The organism is Anabaena sp. FACHB-83 (assembly GCF_014697485.1).
Taxonomy (GTDB): Bacteria; Cyanobacteriota; Cyanobacteriia; order Cyanobacteriales; family Nostocaceae; genus Nostoc_B.
Map to the genome: position 1 here is coordinate 146,527 of NZ_JACJRY010000005.1, position 18,267 is coordinate 164,793.

5 protein-coding genes are annotated in these 18,267 nt (G+C 39.6%); 3 read left to right on the forward strand and 2 right to left on the reverse strand.

Going from position 1 to position 18,267, the window contains the following annotated elements; translation table 11 throughout:
• Window positions 1-864: 864 nt before the first annotated feature.
• The 3 genes from H6G79_RS08575 to H6G79_RS08585 all read left to right on the forward strand — a co-directional run bounded on the left by H6G79_RS08575 (window position 865) and on the right by H6G79_RS08585 (window position 11,504).
• Window positions 865-7,947 carry a phytase gene (locus H6G79_RS08575; RefSeq protein ID WP_313933900.1) on the forward strand — a complete coding sequence of 2,361 codons (7,083 nt, stop codon included), beginning with the start codon at window positions 865-867 and terminating at the stop codon, window positions 7,945-7,947.
• Window positions 7,948-8,259: 312 nt separating this feature from the next.
• Window positions 8,260-10,719: a hypothetical protein gene (locus tag H6G79_RS08580; protein ID WP_199333917.1), complete on the forward strand. Its 2,460-nt coding sequence runs from the start codon at window positions 8,260-8,262 to the stop codon at window positions 10,717-10,719.
• Window positions 10,719-11,504, forward strand: a complete 786-nt coding sequence (locus H6G79_RS08585) for a hypothetical protein (protein ID WP_190588456.1) — start codon at window positions 10,719-10,721, stop codon at window positions 11,502-11,504. Before H6G79_RS08580 ends, H6G79_RS08585 begins: the two co-directional genes overlap by 1 nt.
• Window positions 11,505-11,514: 10 nt before the next feature.
• Here the strand turns inward: H6G79_RS08585 and H6G79_RS08590 are convergent, their stop codons facing one another.
• The gene (locus H6G79_RS08590; RefSeq protein ID WP_190588455.1) at window positions 11,515-11,865 is read right to left on the reverse strand and encodes an STAS domain-containing protein; all 351 of its coding nucleotides are present in this window, start codon (window positions 11,863-11,865) and stop codon (window positions 11,515-11,517) included.
• Between the two features lie 846 nt (window positions 11,866-12,711).
• On the reverse strand, window positions 12,712-18,234 hold the full coding sequence (locus H6G79_RS08595) for an ATP-binding sensor histidine kinase (RefSeq protein WP_190588454.1): 5,523 nt from the start codon (window positions 18,232-18,234) through the stop codon (window positions 12,712-12,714).
• Between the last annotated feature and the right edge of the window lie 33 nt (window positions 18,235-18,267).

The following is an 18,267-nucleotide window of genomic DNA, read 5'->3' on the forward strand; positions in this document are numbered from 1 at the left end:
CAACTAGGACTGCTATAGACGCTAGTGAAGGGAGAAACATCGCAACAAAAAAACACTAAAAGCGCCTGAAAGTTGCAATGTTTCTTAACCCTTTTCTCCATCTCTCTTGAACGGCTAGTAGGATTCTACCAAGTTGTTGCTCATTTGCCATTTTCTCCTGATTGTCTACATTAGACATCTTGCAAAAGTCATCAGGAAAAAAAGCAGGGCTATACCACAAGCCTTTAGCAATATTGATACTTGAATATAATTTTATACCTTATGTCTAGATTATGGAAAAAGCGATCGCCCTCGGCCAAGAGTCTGCGATCACCTTCATGTAATCCCCATATCGGAGTAAAACTATTATAATGCCACAAAATAAAATTTCAGCCCAGTCAAATTTACACCATATTCCCTGGTGCAGAATCTAATTTTGTTATTTCCTCCTCTTGTCCGCCTCGCCTCCCCAAACAGGCGCTACACTAACAAACTGACTTTTCTAAAATCCTCTGGAAAAAAGCTGCAATATTCTCGATGAATCTTGGTTCAGGGAAGGAAGTTTAATTAACCTTTTGCTAGGCATTTCTTAACCTAGCTGGGATAGCGTGAAGCACTGAATATCACAGTTATCTCATGGTGCGATCGCCCAAGCTGTAAAGTGCATCTTTGCAGTTTATATTGTCTTGCCAAATTTGCAATCGCCTGTTCACAAACTCACGCCGTGTGCAACTTTATCTCAAACCAACCTAACCCCCAATCCCTTCCCTCGTAGGGAAGGGGAGCAATATTCAAAGCCTCTCCCCGAAGCGGAGAGAGGTTGGGAGAGGGGTTAAACAAATAAGTTGCACATCATATCAACTCACGAATTTTTAGTGAGTACAAGTGGAAATCGCTTCTCTGAATCCTGATTTATCGATACCCAAAAATATGCAAGCTGGTAAAACTATCACCAACATAGAATTTTTAGGACAACAGATTTTTGCTACAGGTTTTATTCCTACTGGTGTAGCAGGAATTGTTAATGGTACGCCAACTCAAGTAGGTGGTTTATCTGGTCTTGCTTACGATGCTGCTAATAATCGTTACTATGCCATTTCGGACGATCGCTCCCAAATTGGCCCTGCCCGCTTTTATACTTTCACTGGTGATCCTGCTACTAATAATGTGACTTTTACTAACGTCACTCCCCTGAGAGATACCAATGGTAATTTATTTCCAGCCTTGAGTTTAGACCCAGAAGACATTGTATTAACTAACAACAATACAGTTTTCATTTCTTCGGAAGGGGAAGTTAATATTAATGCGGGTCGGGTAACAAATCCGTTTGTCAGGGAATTTTCTCTGACTACAGGTCAGGAATTGCGATCGCTAACTATCCCGACTAAATTCTTACCAGTAGTTCAAGATACTAACAGCGATGGTTTGATTAATACTGGTGATACCCAAACCTCTGGTGTCAGAAATAACTTGGCTTTGGAAAGTCTCACCATTACCCCAGACCAAACAACTTTATTCACCGCTACCGAAAATGCTTTATTCCAAGATGGGGCTGTGGCTTCTTTGGCTGCGGGTACACCTTCGCGCATCTTGCAATATGATTTGACTACAGGACAGCCAACAAAAGAATATTTGTATGTCACTGACCCAGTAGCAGAAACACCAGTACCAAATACTGCATTTAGCACCAACGGCTTAGTAGATTTACTAGCTATTGATAATCGCGGGACAATACTCGCTGTAGAACGTTCTTTTTCTACAGGCGTTCCTGGTACAGGCAATACAATCAAAATCTACGAAATCTCTCTCCAAGGTGCAACTGATATCAGCAGCATCAACTCACTTAGTAGTTTGACTGCGGCAGAATTAGCTGCAATTCAACCAGCCCAAAAACGCTTGCTGTTGAATTTGAATGATTTGGATTTGCCCACTGGCTTGGATAACATCGAAGGGATAGAATTTGGCCCCACCTTACCAGATGGTCGTCAATCAATTGTTCTGGTGAGTGACAACAACTTCAGCGCCACTCAGTTTACCCAAATTCTAACTTTGGGTGCAGATTTAATTCCCACCGTTGCGCCGACGGTCGAAACCAGCCCCGCTTTGTTGGATGATGATATCCAAAATGCCGATGCGGATGATCCAGCGATTTATGTCAACGCCACCAATTCTGCCGACAGCTTGGTATTAACTTCGGTGAAAAATGGCGGTTTGCGGGTTTACAACTTGTCTGGGGAATTGTTGCAAACCTTCAATCCTGGTGATATTCGCTACAACAATATTGATTTGCAATATGGCTTTAAGTTGGGTAATAGCACAATTGATATTGCCGTAGCCAGCGATCGCGAAAATGATAAACTAGCAATCTTCAAAATTAATCCCAACCCCACAACCCCCGGTGCATATTTAGAAGACATCACCGATAGCAGTCTTGGTACTATTTTCCAAGCAGCACCTTTTGAACCGCCTTATTCATCCGACGAACGCAGTGCTTACGGTTTGGCGCTATACCGCAGTCCCCAAAGCAATGATTACTATGCCTTTGTTAGCCGTCGGGAAACTGGAGACGTAGCCCAATTAAGATTAATAGACAAAGGTAATGGTCAAATTGGTGCAGAACTAGTTAGACAGTTTACCATTCCGACCACAGCAGGGCGATCGCCGCAAACCGAAGGAATGGTAGTTGACCAAGAAACAGGTTATCTCTACATTGGTCAAGAAGATGTCGGTATCTGGAAATTTGACGCAGAACCTTTTGGAAACAATACAGGTACACTGATTGATCGCGTCCGAGATTTGGGTGGTAGTAATCTTACCAACGATGTGGAAGGATTAACAATTTACTATGGCAGTGATGGTCAAGGCTATTTGTTAGCTTCTAGCCAAGGCGATAACACCTTTGTGGCTTACAACCGTGCTGGTAATAACGAGTATATAGGTAGTTTTGCGATCGGGAATAGCGGCTCAATTGATAGCGTACAAGAATCTGATGGCGCAGATGTGATCAATGTGCCTTTAGGCCCCAACTTCCCCTCTGGTGTGTTTATCACCCAAGACGGTTCTAATGATCCCGCCGTACTTGTAGAAGATGACGGGGAAATTGAAAACATCAGCAGTAACTTTAAATTTGTTCCTTGGCAAAACATCGCCAACGCTTTCCCAGAGGCCTTAACCATCGATACCACAGGTTACGATCCCCGCAATCCTGATACTTCCCAGTTTGTTCCCAGAGTCACTCTCAAAGGCTTTGCTTCACTTCCTGCTGATACCTTTGCTGAGGGGCCAAGGTCTGGTAGTGCAATCACAGGAAATACCAACGGCCGGAATGTCCCCTTCGCCGCCCAACCGATACAAGGGTTTAGTGGTGTGCAGAGGGCTGATGATAACTCCTTCTATTTCCTCTCTGACAACGGTTTTGGCAGTCAAAGTAACAGTGCTGACTATCTGTTGCGGATTTATCGTGCTGATCCCAGTTTCCGGGGTGCAGAACCAGGGGGTAACGGAAGCGTCAATATTTTGAACTTTATTCAGCTATCTGACCCAGATAATAAAGTTCCTTTCCAAATTGTGAATGAAAACACCAGCGATCGCCTATTAACTGGTGCAGATTTTGATATTGAATCTTTCGTAATTGCGGAAGATGGTACTTTCTGGATTGGTGATGAGTTTGGCCCTTACTTACTGCACTTTGATGCAACCGGCAAACTGTTAGATGCACCGATTCCCACACCCAACATTACCAATCTCAATACTTTAGATGGTCAAGCACCAATTGTGATTGGACACCGAGGCGCAAGCGGTGAACTACCAGAACACACCCTTGGTTCTTATATGTTGGCGATTCAAAGAGGTGCAGACTTCATTGAACCGGACTTAGTGGTGACAAAAGATGGTGTGTTGATTGCCCGTCACGAACCGAATATTATTAACACTACCAACGTTTTAGATCATCCTGAATTTGCCGATCGCCTTAGAACTAAAATTGTAGATGGTATCGCTGAGGAAGGTTTCTTTGTTGAAGACTTCACCCTAGCAGAAATTAAAACCCTCCGCGCCAGAATCCAGCCAAGTTTCCGTACTCAAGCCTTTAACGACTTATACGAAATTCCTACCCTGCAAGAAATCATTGATTTAGTGAAGCAGGTAGAAGCAGATACAGGTAAGAAAATCGGCATTTATCCCGAAACTAAGCACCCCACCTACTTTGCATCAGTTGGTACTCGTTTAGATGGCACACCAATCAATCAAGATATCAGTCAAAAGTTAGTAGACCTCTTAGTTGAGAATGAATTTACTGACCCCACTCGCGTATTTATTCAATCTTTCGAGGTCGGTAATCTCAAGCAACTCAATGATGTGATTTTACCTGCGGCTGGTATTGACTTACCGCTAATTCAGTTATTGGATGCCCGTGATGTCAATCTGGATGGTTCGCTGATTGACTATCAACCTTTTGACTTTGAAGTAAGTGGCGATACTCGCACCTACGGCGATTTGAGAACACCGGAAGGTTTGCGAGAAATTGCCACCTACGCTGAAGGAATCGGCCCTTGGAAGCGGATGATTGTTTCGGTTCGCGGTGTGGATGCTAACGGCGATGGTCAAGCTGATGATGTCAATGGTGATGGATTAGTTAACGACGCAGATAAAACCTTAACTACACCAACTTCTTTGGTGAATGATGCCCATACTGCTGGCTTGTTAGTCCATCCTTATACATTCCGCAACGAAGGGCGTTATCTCGCATCAGACTACAACGGTGATCCTCAAGCGGAGTTTCGCCAGTTTATTCAGTTGGGCGTAGATGGGTACTTTACAGACTTCCCCGGTACTGGTGATTTTGTGCGTGACCAATTAACTGGACAGTTTGTCAGGTCGCCGCAAAACCCCGATGTCCGCAACCTGCAAGATTTTAATACTTTAAGTGGTGATGCACCATTAGTTATTGGACATCGTGGCGCGAGTGGTGAAAGACCAGAACATACTTTAGAAGCATACAGACTAGCGATCGCTCAAGGTGCAGATTTCATCGAACCTGACTTAGTAGCTACCAAAGATGGACGTTTAATCGCCCGTCACGAAAATGCTTTGGCAATTCTCAACAATGATGGTTCAGTTAATCTGACTGACACCAGCACCGATATTTACCTGCGTCCTGAGTTTGCTAATCGACTGACGACCAAAGTTATCGATGGTAGAACTATCAGAGGTTGGTTTACCGAAGACCTCACCTTAGCAGAAATCAAAACTCTGAATGCAATTGAACGCTTACCGGGCTTGCGCGGAACCAGATTTAACAATGATGGGTTGAAAGTTCCTACCCTAGAAGAAATCATTGATTTGGTACAGCAAGTAGAAGCCGAAACTGGGCGAAAAATCGGCATTTATCCCGAAACCAAACACCCGACTTACTTTGCTGTTGAAGGTAGACGCATCGACGGTACACCCATCAATACCAGTCTGGGACAATTGCTGGTAAATGTTTTAGTTGCGGAAAACTTTACTGATCCCGACAGAGTATTTATTCAATCCTTTGAGGTGGGTAATCTGCGGGAATTGAAACAAAATATCTTACCCGCCGCCAGAATTAATATCCCCTTGATTCAGTTAATTGGGGGCGCGACAAGTCAACCTTACGACTTCCAATTTAATGGTGATACTCGCACCTACGGCGACTTAATTAGACCAACAGGACTAGCCGCGATCGCCACTTACGCAGTCGGGATTGGGCCTAACAAACGCTTGATCATTCCCGCTACAACAGTAGACCGTAACGGTGATGGTAGACCAGATGACCTCGATGGTGATGGTTCAATTACCGATGCAGATAGAGTCTTGGGTACGCCCACAACTTTAGTACAAGATGCCCACGCCGCAGGTTTGCAGGTACATCCTTATACCTTCCGCAGTGAAAGCGTGTTCTTAGCATCCGATTACAACGGCGACCCACTGGCAGAATACAGACAGTTCATCGAGTTGGGTGTAGATGCTTACTTTACCGATTTTCCAGGTGTCGGTGATTTAGTCCGCGACCAATTTGTTGGACAGCCAGCCGTTGCTAACCTTGGTGGTTCTAGAGGTTTTGAAGGTTTAGCCATCAGTCCCGACAGACAAACTTTGTACCCATTATTAGAAGGTACTGTGGCTGGCGACCCTGCTGGTTCACTGCGGATTTATAAATTTGATGTCGCATCAGAACAATATCAAGGTTTGGTTGGTTATTACCGTTTGGATAACCCCAGTTATGCCATTGGTGATTTCACCGTCATCAACGAAAATGAATATCTGGTAATTGAACGGGATGGTCTGCAAGGTAGCGCCGCCCAATTCAAGAAAATCTTCAAAGTTGACTTCTCAAAACGCGATGCTAATGGCTTTGTGGAAAAACAAGAAGTTGCTGATTTGCTGAATATTCAAGACCCCAATGACTTGAATCGAGACGGTAGTACAAGATTTACCTTCCCCTTCGTCACCATTGAAGATGTGTTGGTACTGGATGCGAACACTATCTTGGTCGCCAACGATAATAATTATCCCTTCTCCCAAGGCAGACCAGGAGACATCGACAACAACGAAATTATTCTCCTGCATCTAGACAAGCCCCTGAATTTAACTACTGGTGTGATTAGTGTTACTAGCACCACACCCAATGCTACAGAAGGAAATTCCACCCCTGCAACTTTCCGCATTTCTCGCGCTGGTAATACCAATACGGCTTTAACCTTCAACTATACTGTTGGTGGAACTGCCACTAACGGTAGTGATTACGACAGCCTCACAGGTACAGCCACCATCGCGGCTGGTAGTTCCTACGTGGATATAGCCGTTAAACCAATTGATGACAACTTGGTAGAAAGCAATGAAACAGTAACTTTAACGTTAGTTGATGGTAACAACTACGACCTTGCCAGAACTAACACCACCGCAACTGTTACTATTGCCGATAGCGATCGCTCTCTCGCCCAAACTCCCAATACTGATATATTCACAATCAAGGGTAGTGGTGCCAAAACCCGACTCCAAGTAGACCTCACCAGACGCGGTTCCAACCGTACCAATGAACTTGGTGTGTTTACCGTAGATGATGCCGCAGGTAGAATCAACGGTATCGCCCCAGGCGAAGCAGGTTACACCGCAGCCGCTTTAGAAAGGGCTAGAACCATCTTCTCGGCGGTGAATCGCGGCTTAAACACTGCCGATGTTTCCAGATTACTGGAATTTGACTCAGGCGATCGCCTCAGATTTTATGTAGTGAACAATGGTACAAGTGATGCTGTCAGGGCGGGAAATATCCCCAGCAACAGTGTCATCTTTGCTAATCCCAACACCCAAAGAATCACCGATTTAGGTAACGATAAATTCTCCCTCGCTTGGGAATTTCAACCAGGAAATGGTCAGCCTTTCCAAGATTTAGTGGTAAACATCCAATCGACCGATACAGTTTTACCAATTGGTACAGCTTTGCAAGGTCAATCGCAAGCCGAACTCATTGACTTGCGTAACGTCACAGAATTAGTTACTGCTGATTTTATCGTTAGCAAAGATGCAAGTTTTAGAAACTACGCCAGTTTCTACCGAGTCAGCGATGTAAACGGCGGTATTGACCTCAACGGTGATGGCCAAGCAGATATCTTACCCGGACAAGCTGGTTATACTGAAGCGGCTGTCCGCAACCGTGTTTCAGGTATTGACTTAACAGCCAACCGTGGGATAACAACCTACTCTGCAACCTTGCAAGGAGGTTATATCTATGCACCATTTATTATTGTCAATGACACACCAGAATCAGTGTTAGATAGCAACCCCAGAAATCCGGCGGTTTACTTCCCCTTCTTAGGTGCTAACACCAGACAAACAGACCAAATTACTTTATTAGGTAATAATATCTTTGGCTTTGAAGATTTGCCAAGAGGTGGCGATCGCGATTTCAACGATTTAATTGTCCGCGTTGAATTAAACATCGCCTAACAATCAATTTCACCAGAGATAAATCATAGCGATTAGCCCTACTTAAAAAGGTAGGGCTAATTTATTTTGATAAAATTTTCTGCGCGTATATACGGGTTTTTATAGCATTCCTAAATCATTTGTAAAATTTCTATATCTTTTTCTTCTTTCTTACCTTTGCGTCCTACCCTTCGGGAAGCCACTTCGTGTCTAGGCGTTCTTTGCGGTTCGTTTCCATATCTATGTTTTTCACGACTAATTTAGGATTGCTATAGTAAGCTTTTGTATATTTAATTAATAAATGCTATAAAATACTTTTACGATAATGTACTTATGCCGAATATTCTTAAATCGTCAGCAATTATTCTACCCGATCATCTCAAACTCAAACTAGACTCTTTAGATTTTGCCAATCTAGCTAAATCAAACTCAGAAATTCAGTTAGATAATAATCATGATTTAGATTTAGATTTAAATAAAACTTTTAACCTTCATAGTACACTGCCGTACATGAATGTGGCACTCGATAGCATAATAAATGCCATATTCGGCAGCCATAAAATTAGTATATCTAATCCCAAATATACAGTCTCTCAAAACGGGCAGAAAACCGAACTCACGGCTAGAGGCTTACTAAATAAACAAAAAATAGAAGTAACCTTTGGCAATATAACTACATTAAAATATAAACTCCCAAAAAATTTCAGCTTTAAGTCTTTAACAAATACAATACCCATCATCAACGATTTAAAACTGGGAAGTACAGAACTCATTCTAACTGACACCAGCTATTGTTTGACTCATCCAAAGTTAGGCAGCATCAACTTAAGCCAAGGAATGAACTTTATAGGAGATATTGACTTAAATAGCTTACCTCCAAATTTGCGTGGCTTTATTTGTAACAACTTAGGTATGGCTAAATTCGCAGCCATGATTAGCTTTCAGCCGATAGGAGAAGTTAAATTAATAGGTAATGTCGCCGGTAATATTCAGCTATTTTGCCAAGAACCATTTAAGGCTACTTTCAATAACTTACTGATCAATTTAAATATTGGAACTGATTTAGAACCAAACTTTGGAATTACAGGAAACTTAATTCTTGAAGGCTACGATACTACCCAAGAACAAGAACCCAAACTATCGCTATCTGGTAATCTCTCTCTCGAACCAGAATCTTTAACAGCATTCTTCAGTCAGCAAAGCGAAAAACCTTGGTGTAATCCTTACGGTTTAGTTGGAACTGAACTTCGCAATGTCAGGTTTCAAGGAGGTGGGACATATTTACCTCCTTATTTTGATAATTTTGGCTTCATTGGTGATTTGAAATGGGAAAAGACTGATTTGGAAGTTGCATTTCTCATGGATACTAATGATCCTGAAAGATTAGCGTTAATTTTAAACCCTAAGCAACAGGTTAGCTTAATAGAATTATGGCGGGGGCCAGTCACATCTTTTATTACCAAGCAAGTAGGCTATTCTATTGAGTTAGTTAATCAAGCTTTAGGGTTTTTAGAAAACTTACTCAACTTAAGCATTGAACCCCTTGATAGAGATGGAGACGGTATACTTAACCCCTTAATTAAGTATGTACCATTCCCAACAACAATTGCCGGACAGTCTATATTAGAAGGTTTAGAAATTAATGGTAAAGTTAATGCTTGGAGTCATACAGCAATTTTAAGTTTGCAAGGTGATAAAGCTTTTCAGCATATTGATGGTTCATTAAAAGTTCCAGAAATCGATTTAGAGTTTCTGAAAATTAAAGGTACAGATGATGATAGTTTAGATTTATCTATCAAGGTAACTCCTGATGAACAGTATCTTCAAGGAGATGGTTATATAGAAATATTTGGTCAAGAAATTGCCAATGTAGAATTTAAAATTACGCCGGAACAAGCAATATTTAAAAACTTTGATATCAGTTTAGCTAATCTAGTGAGTATTGATGTTGATGCCTTAAGTATTGATAAAAAATCTGGTAAAGGCAGTGGCTTCGGCACAGTTTCTATTTTGGGCAATACTTTAGCAAGTATTACCTTTGATGTTAGCAAAGATAAGATTAATTTAAATAATGTCCAGCTAGGTTTAGCAGGTTTCTTAAGTTTAGTTATTCCAAACCTGACAGTTGACTTGAACAACCAAAGTGCCACAGGTACAGCAAATATTTTTGCTTTTAACCAGTCTTTGGGGAACGGCACATTATCATTAAATCGGCAAAATATCGAAATTAATAATACAGCAATTAATTTCGGTAATATCTTAAATATCAGTGTGCCGAATTTACAGCTTGATTTAATTAATAAAAAGTTGCTGGGTGCAGGTGATATAACTATTTTGGGTAAAAAATTTACTGCATCAGGTATCAGCCTCAGTGAACGAGGTTTACAAGCTAGGAGTAATTTGAATTTTAGGATATTAGCTTTTGATGGTGCTACAGTTACACTGTTCAAAGGCATGAATAATTCTCTGAATAATTCTGCCAGTATTGCTGGTAATCTGAAGTTTTTAGGTTACACCTTTGCAGATATCAATGCCAGCGTTAATCATGATCAATTAGTTACATCTGGTAGCTTCAATTTTGCTGGGATTTTTCTCCTCAAGGGTGTAAACAATCAAAAACATGCCACAATCACACTTCACAAAGCGACAAATGGAAGGTCTAATTCTGTTAAAGTTATGGGTAGCTTTTATTTGTTGGGTCAAGAGTTGACTTCTCTGACGATTAGTGATTATCACGAAACTCTGAAAATTTTAGGGATAAAAGTTATTAGTAACAATAGCCGTAAAAAGTAATGTTCAGCGAAGTAAAACAATTTATTGCCAATTCTACCCATGATTTATCGGTAAATTTGTCCAGAATATTCATCTGGACTGTGTGGTTAATTTATGTTGGTTATTTATTATTAAGCGATATTCCACCAGGAGAATCACTGCTGCATGTCACACCCAAAACATTAGCAGAAATATTCAATTTGAGTATGAATTTTTGGTTAGTATTACCAATCATTTTCCCCAGTGAAGCGCCAATTAATAATCCCGTACTAGAGGGATTATTTAACATTGTGGTGACTTGGGGATTATTATTTTGGGGTTTTATAATTGATGGGCGCAACCAGCGATTTTCGATGATGACATTCTTAATTGGTACCGCATTACTCACCAATGTCTTTTTTCTTCCTTGGTTGGGGTTGCGTCAAGTAAATCCGCAAGTAGCAACAAATTCGTTGACATTTGTGGAAAAAGTAGGCGAAAGCCGAGTTTTACCTTCAATTTTGGCTGGGTTTTTTGTGGTTTCGTTGAGTTGGGCTGTATTAGCCCGTCCTGAGTACGGTGATATTACAACCCGTTGGCAAGATTTATTAGAATTATTATTTAGCGATCGCCTCGCATATTCTTTTGTGGTAGATATGCTGGTATTCTGGTTATTTCAGTCATGGCTAGTGAAAGATGATATGGCACGTCGTCAATGGAATAACGGCAAAATACTCTGGCTAGTCCGCTTGATACCATTTTGGGGACTGATTATATATTTGTGGCTACGTCCGTCACTAAAACTCGAAGCACAGAATAATAGTTAGCCTCAATTTTTCACCTGTAAGACATCCGAGATAAAGTGTTTAAAACATAGCGTTTACAGTCATCTTTGTCAGCAAATATTTGTAATGATTTGTTCACTTTAGTGATTTCAAATAACATTTTAACCTGATCACTAACAGAGCAGACAAAAAATTTAGCGTTAGCATTACTGACAATTTTCATTGCTGACACTAAATAACCCAAGCCAGAACTATCGATAAATTTAATTCCTTGCATATCAATCAATATAACGTTAGTACCGTGGTTGATCAGGTTGCTAATTTCATTTTGCAATTGATTGCCAGTAATTTTGTCTAAAATTCCTGCTGGTTCAAGTATTGTTAGCCGAAGTTTGTCGTTCATAACTTAGTTACCTTTTTTATCAATTCAAGTTAGTTAGAAGCAGTTATAGTTGGATAAACTACAAGTTATACAATGTATATTCTCTATGAATAAGATAGAAATATACTATAGATACCTATTAGGTAGTTAACCAAAATTGAGCTAATTAAACTGGAGTTATTTTTGTACTAGCTAAAGCTACAGCGAGTATTTGACAGGAAACGGATTCCTCTATAAATGTCAGTAATAAGTCTTGCTCTAATAGCAACGATATTGATATCGCGCTTATTAATGGCAATTCTATAAATATTGGATACAAGTCATACAGTCAAGGCAATTAACTTTATCAGTCCTAAAAAATTAACTGCATTGGAGTTACTTTTTTCTGGGTAAATACTTTATATCGCAATTAGCTGTTTAACGTCGATGCTAGGGAATTGTTTTTGCTAACTCTTTATCAACGAAGTAGCAAACAACACAGATTCACACTAAACAAGAAGATTTATACTATTTTAGTATAAAAATTTACAGAAATTAACGTGAAATTACTCAAGGAATATCTATGATTTTTCAGAAAATTATATGCAATCCCGTATTGATGCAATGAGATTATTTTTACAGACTACAATTATAAATAAAAATCTATAGATTTGATTAACAAACTATTTCATTAGTTAATTAAAAAATCATATTTAAATCTAAAATGCTTGAGAAATCAATGTTTTGCTATAGGACTCATATTTGATTTATGAAAAAAATCAGTACACCCAGGTCAGGCTTTTTTCCTACTCCCTACTCCCCATTCCCTACTCCCTGCCTATATAACTAGATTCAGAAATCAAATCGGATTCCTATAAACAGAGATGATCATGAAAGTTCAACCATTACGTTAGTAAGAGGATGTTTATCTGACTTAATAGGTAAAGTAATGATAAATTCTGTTCCTTTACCTAATACAGAGTTGAGATGAATGGAACCGCTATGTTTTTCTGTAATCACTTGATGGCTAATGGACAATCCTAAACCTGTGCCTTTACCTACAGGTTTAGTTGTGAAAAATGGGTCAAATAAGCGGGATTGGATATTGTCTGGAATACCAACGCCATTATCGGCGATGATAATTTGGACTTGGTTTAGTTCGGTTGTGAGAGTCCGAATCTGAATTTGATTGGGGTTGGCTGTAATTTCTTGTAAGCTGTGGTGACGACTTTTTTCTTCTAGGGCATCGATCGCGTTAACAATTACACTAATAAATACTTGGTTAATTTCCCTAGCGCAGCATTCTACTAACGGTAGTTCGCCATATTCTTTGATAATTTCAATTGCTGGACGATTAGTCTGGGCTTGCAGACGATATTGCAACATGACTAATGTATTATCAAGGCCTTCATGCAGATCCACCGCTTTATATTCTGATTCATCCAAACGAGAGAAGTTGCGTAAAGATAACACCATTTGTCGAATGCGTTCAGAACCCATGTGCATAGATTTGAGAATATTCGGTAAATCTTCTTTCACAAAGTTAAAATCTAGATTTTCGATTTCTGCATTTAGGGATTCTGGGGGATGGGGGTAGTGGTCTTGATAGGTATCTACTATATGTAATAAATCATTGGTATATTGCTGAATGTAATTTAAGTTGCCATGTATAAAGGTAATGGGGTTATTAATTTCGTGGGCAATACCGGCGACTAATTGGCCTAAAGCTGACATTTTTTCACTTTGTACCATTTGTGTTTGGGTACGATGCAATTCTTTTAAAGTTGTTTGCAGTTCCTCGTTTTTGTGGTTGAGTTCTTGAGTGCGTTCTTTGACTCTATCTTCTAGTTGTGCGTACAATCGAGCATTTTCTAAAGAGATGGCGGCTTGAGAAATTAATAACTGTAAAATTTCTAGGCGATCGCGGGTAAATGCTCCCCCTGTCAGGTTATTTTCTAAATATAAAATGCCAATCAATTTGCCTTGGTTCAAAATTGGCGCACAAAGCACGCTTTTGGGGGAATATTCTAATATATAAGGATCAGCCGCTAGGGTTTGTTCTGTGGCTGCATTCTCAATCACTGCTAAGGTGAGAGAATTTTTCACCTGATTAATCAGACTCAGGGGTAATGTTTGATGATCATCAAAGGGGAGAGAACGCAAAATACAACTGGGTTGTTCGAGTTGATAAAGTGCTTCAATGAACCAGGAATTACCTTTTGGCATGAGTAATGCACATTTATCAGCACCAGCGTTTTGGAGTATGACTTCTAATAAAGTCGAGAGTAATTTTTCTAACTCAATTTCACTAGATAGCGATTGCGAAACTTTGACAATGCTGGCTAAATCTAGATTGGTTGAAAGACTACTTTTACTGAAACTAGAACTATCAACTTTCTCTGAAGAGGAAGAAATAATGGTTTCTGTGGCTTTGAAAGATGCTTGCTGTTTGTGCAGAATTGTCACGAGTAGTAGGGGATAGCGTGTTTCTAAATCGATGACTTTAGCTTCTGCACCCCAACGTGTATAACAATAATAAGCTTCCAGCATATAGGTTTGCGCGATTTTTGTTCTACCCAAACCAAGATAAAATTTGGCAGCTAGTTCATTTGCCAAAGCTTCTTCGTTGAGAAATTTGTGATCTTTGGCAAGAGTAATGGCGCGATCGTAATGTTCCATTGCTGCTAATTTTTGACCACGAACTCGACATTTTTCTGCTTCTACTAAATGCCACTTATGTAAATGGTTCATTGGGGCAAATTGCGCCCATTGATACAAATTTGCTTGATGATTTTCTACCTCATTCAGAATTTCTTCTGCTTCTGGTTGTGTGGAAATAATTGCTAGGTGGGTGAGGGCTGCATAAAAATGGAAAATAGGAATATGAATCAGTCCTGATAATGCCATTAAATAGGGTTTGACTTGGGTAATGTAGTCGAGGGCATTAGCATAATTACCATAAGAGTATGCCAGCAAAAGTTTGTAAATATAAGCAAAGGCGATTCCTGTGAGATCATTATCTTGTTTGTGCTTTGGCAACATGACTGTTTCATCATATATCTTGCCAATTAAGCAATCTGGCTGACTGACTGGTTCTTTCAATTGCTCGACTGCTTGCTGCATCATGTCTAAATAAACACGCGCAGAATCTTGCTTCACCTGAGTCAGAACAGCATTAGAAGTAGGAAATTCCAACGTTAATGTATTCAGGTCTACGCCAATAAACAGTGCGGTAAAAGCATAGATGGCTATGCTATAGCCAACATAGAGAAAATCACCGGTTTCCATACCAGTTCTGTGGGCTTCTTTTAATATGGAAAAGGTTGCTAAAAATGGTTGTTGACGATGTTGAATGAAACAAGCAAACAGTGTGAAAGTGCAGGATTGCCAGCTTTGAGCATTTAATTTATCTAGTAGGGAGAGTGCTAATTTCCCGAACTTATAGCCGGTTGCAACTTCGCCAAAAAAGGCGCACAGTACCAAACCCTGGGTTACATATCCTACCGTTGAGGCGGGCGCATTGCCAAATTCCAGCGATAACCGCACCATCGTTGTACCCAATAAAGGCAGTAAACTGGGGTTTCCCAGAAACACTGGTGCAAACAACATACCTAAAAGTTGCATTGCAGCTTGGGCTGTGGGTTCACTCATCAGGGGTAGGTTAATCAGTTCGGCAATTTCTCTGTTGTTGAGTTGCTGGTTTACCTCTGCTAAAGCTTTGCCAAGATGAACTTCGTCTAATTCGCTGGGGAATTCAATTCCTAGTTGTCTTAAAGCTTCTCTACCAACTGCGATCGCTGCTAACATTTGACTTTGAGAAGTTTGGGCAGCAATTTGAATTTCATAGATTTTTACTTTGTCAAGGATGGTTTTAGCTTGTTGCAACACCAATGCAGCAAACTTTTCCATCCCAGCAAAATCACCATTTAAATAACTGGCTTCGGCTGCTGCTGTATATATTTCTAAGGCTAATTCATACTGGGTTTGCCAACAGTCAGATTCCAAAAGTGCGATCGCAGTTTGTAAATAGGCGACAGCAGCAGCATAAGCTGTGGCTGTTTTTGCTTTAGCACCAGCTTTTAAGTTCAGTTGGGCGAGGATTTGGCGATCGCTATTTTGGCTAATTAATGCCTGACCTTGATTTAAATGCCCAACAATATCAAACAGCTTTTCTTCTTGTTCACTTTCTGATAACTTTTGCTGGAGTAATTGACCAATTTGCCAGTGAGTTGCTTGTTTTTGATTGTCAGGAATCAGAGAATAAGCTGCTTGTTGTACACGGTCATGTAAAAATTTATAAGCAACTGTTATTTGTCTTGATTCATTTGTCTGTTCTTCACTATTCTCCAACGAAAGATTAACATTGATTTCTCTATTAACTAATGACTCTTGTTGATAAAATTTATAAACATCGTTAATTGGTAAAATCAATCCTTCTTTTAAAACTTTCCACAAAGCAGTAGCTGTCTCAACTTCTGATTGTTGTGAAACAATTGCCAAAGTCTCTAAATCAAATTGATTTCCAATACAAGCAGCTAACTTTAATACTTGTTGAGTCGAGATTGGGAGTTTTCGCAGTTGCGAACTCATGAAATTAACAACATCTTCTGTAACTGCTTGAGTTGTAATTTGAGCAATATCACATTGCCAACAACCTAAGTTTGCATCAAATTTAATCAGATTATCTTGATATAATGCCTTGAGAAATTGTGTTGTAAAAAAAGGATTGCCTTGAGTTTTATGATATATTTTATAAGAAATATTTATGACCAAATTTACAGAACATTTGAAAGTATCAGCAACTAATTGATTAATATTTTCCTGATCTAGTGCTGCCAAAGTAATTGTATTGATTACTACTTTGGTTTTGCGGATTTCATTTAACGTCAAAATTAATGGATGTCCAGGGTTAACTTCGTTATCTCGATACGCACCAATTAATAAAAGATGATTTGTATCAGCCATTAATATTCGCATTAACTTTAATGATGCTGAATCTGCCCATTGCAAATCATCTAAAAATATAACTAAGGGATGTTCCGCACTGGTAAAGACTTTGGTAAATTTTTGAAATAACAAATTAAAGCGATTTTGGGCGGCTTTACCAAATAATTCTACGGCTGGTGGTTGTTCACCAATAATACTCGCTAATTCGGGAATAACTTCAATAATTACTTGTCCATTTTCGCCAACGGCTGTTAATATTTGGTTTTTCCATGCTTGTATTTGGGCATCACTTTCAGTTAACAACTGTCCCATTAAATCTCGGAAGGCTTGCACAAAGGCACTAAAAGGAATATCCCGTTGAAATTGGTCGTATTTACCTTTAATAAAATAACCATGTTGGCGGACAATTGGTTTATGAACTTCGTTGACAACGGCGGTTTTGCCAATACCAGAAAAACCAGCAACTAATACCATTTCGGTTGCGCCATGACTAACTCTGTCAAAGGCTTGCAACAAAGTTTCTACTTCTGCTTGTCTACCGTAGAGTTTATCAGGAATAATAAAGCGATCGCACACATCTTGTTGAGCGATTTCAAATCTTTGAATTTCCCCAGTAGAATTTAGCTGCTGTAAACAATTTTCTAAATCAAATTTTATGCCTAATGCACTTTGATATCTATCTTCTGCATTTTTCGCCATCAATTTGTTGATGATTTCTGCCAGTACATTGGGGATTTGGGGATTAATTTGGTTGACTAAAGGTGCTTTTTTGGCAATGTGACAATGCACCAACTCTATGGGATCATTTGATTGAAAGGGTAACTCACCTGTGAGTAATTCGTAAAAAGTAATCCCTAAAGAATAAAAATCAGTCCGGTAATCAATTCCCCGGTTCATTCTCCCTGTTTGTTCTGGTGAGATATAAGCTAGTGTACCTTCTAAAACGCTGGGATTCAGGATAGTATGAGTTTCTCTTGGTAATAAAGATGCAATACTAAAATCGATTAATTTAACTTGTTGAGTTTCAGGATTAATTAATATATTGCTGGGTTTAATATCTTTATGAATAATTGATTCTCGATAAAGTATTTCTAAACAATTGCAAAGGGCGATCGCTATCTGTAAAAATTCCTTCAGAAACTCTAAACTTACCCTCCCTCCCAACTCCCGATTCCTAATTCCCCATTCCCGCAGCGAAATTCCACCAAAATCTTCCATGACTAACGCATAGCCATTCTCATAATTTTCTAGACTGTAAGTCTGAATAATTCCGGGAGAGTTGAGATTTTTAGCAATGGTATACTGATTGCGAAACTGTACAAGTTCATTAAAACTCGGATAAGGATTCTTCAGCACTTTAAGTACTACTGATAATGAATCAATCTCTCGAATAGCCCGATAAACCAAAGTTTTAGAGCCGTTGTAAATTTCTTTACCCAATTTATAACCGGGAATTCTCAGCATAGTATCAAATTGATGTAAATACTAAGCTTAGTA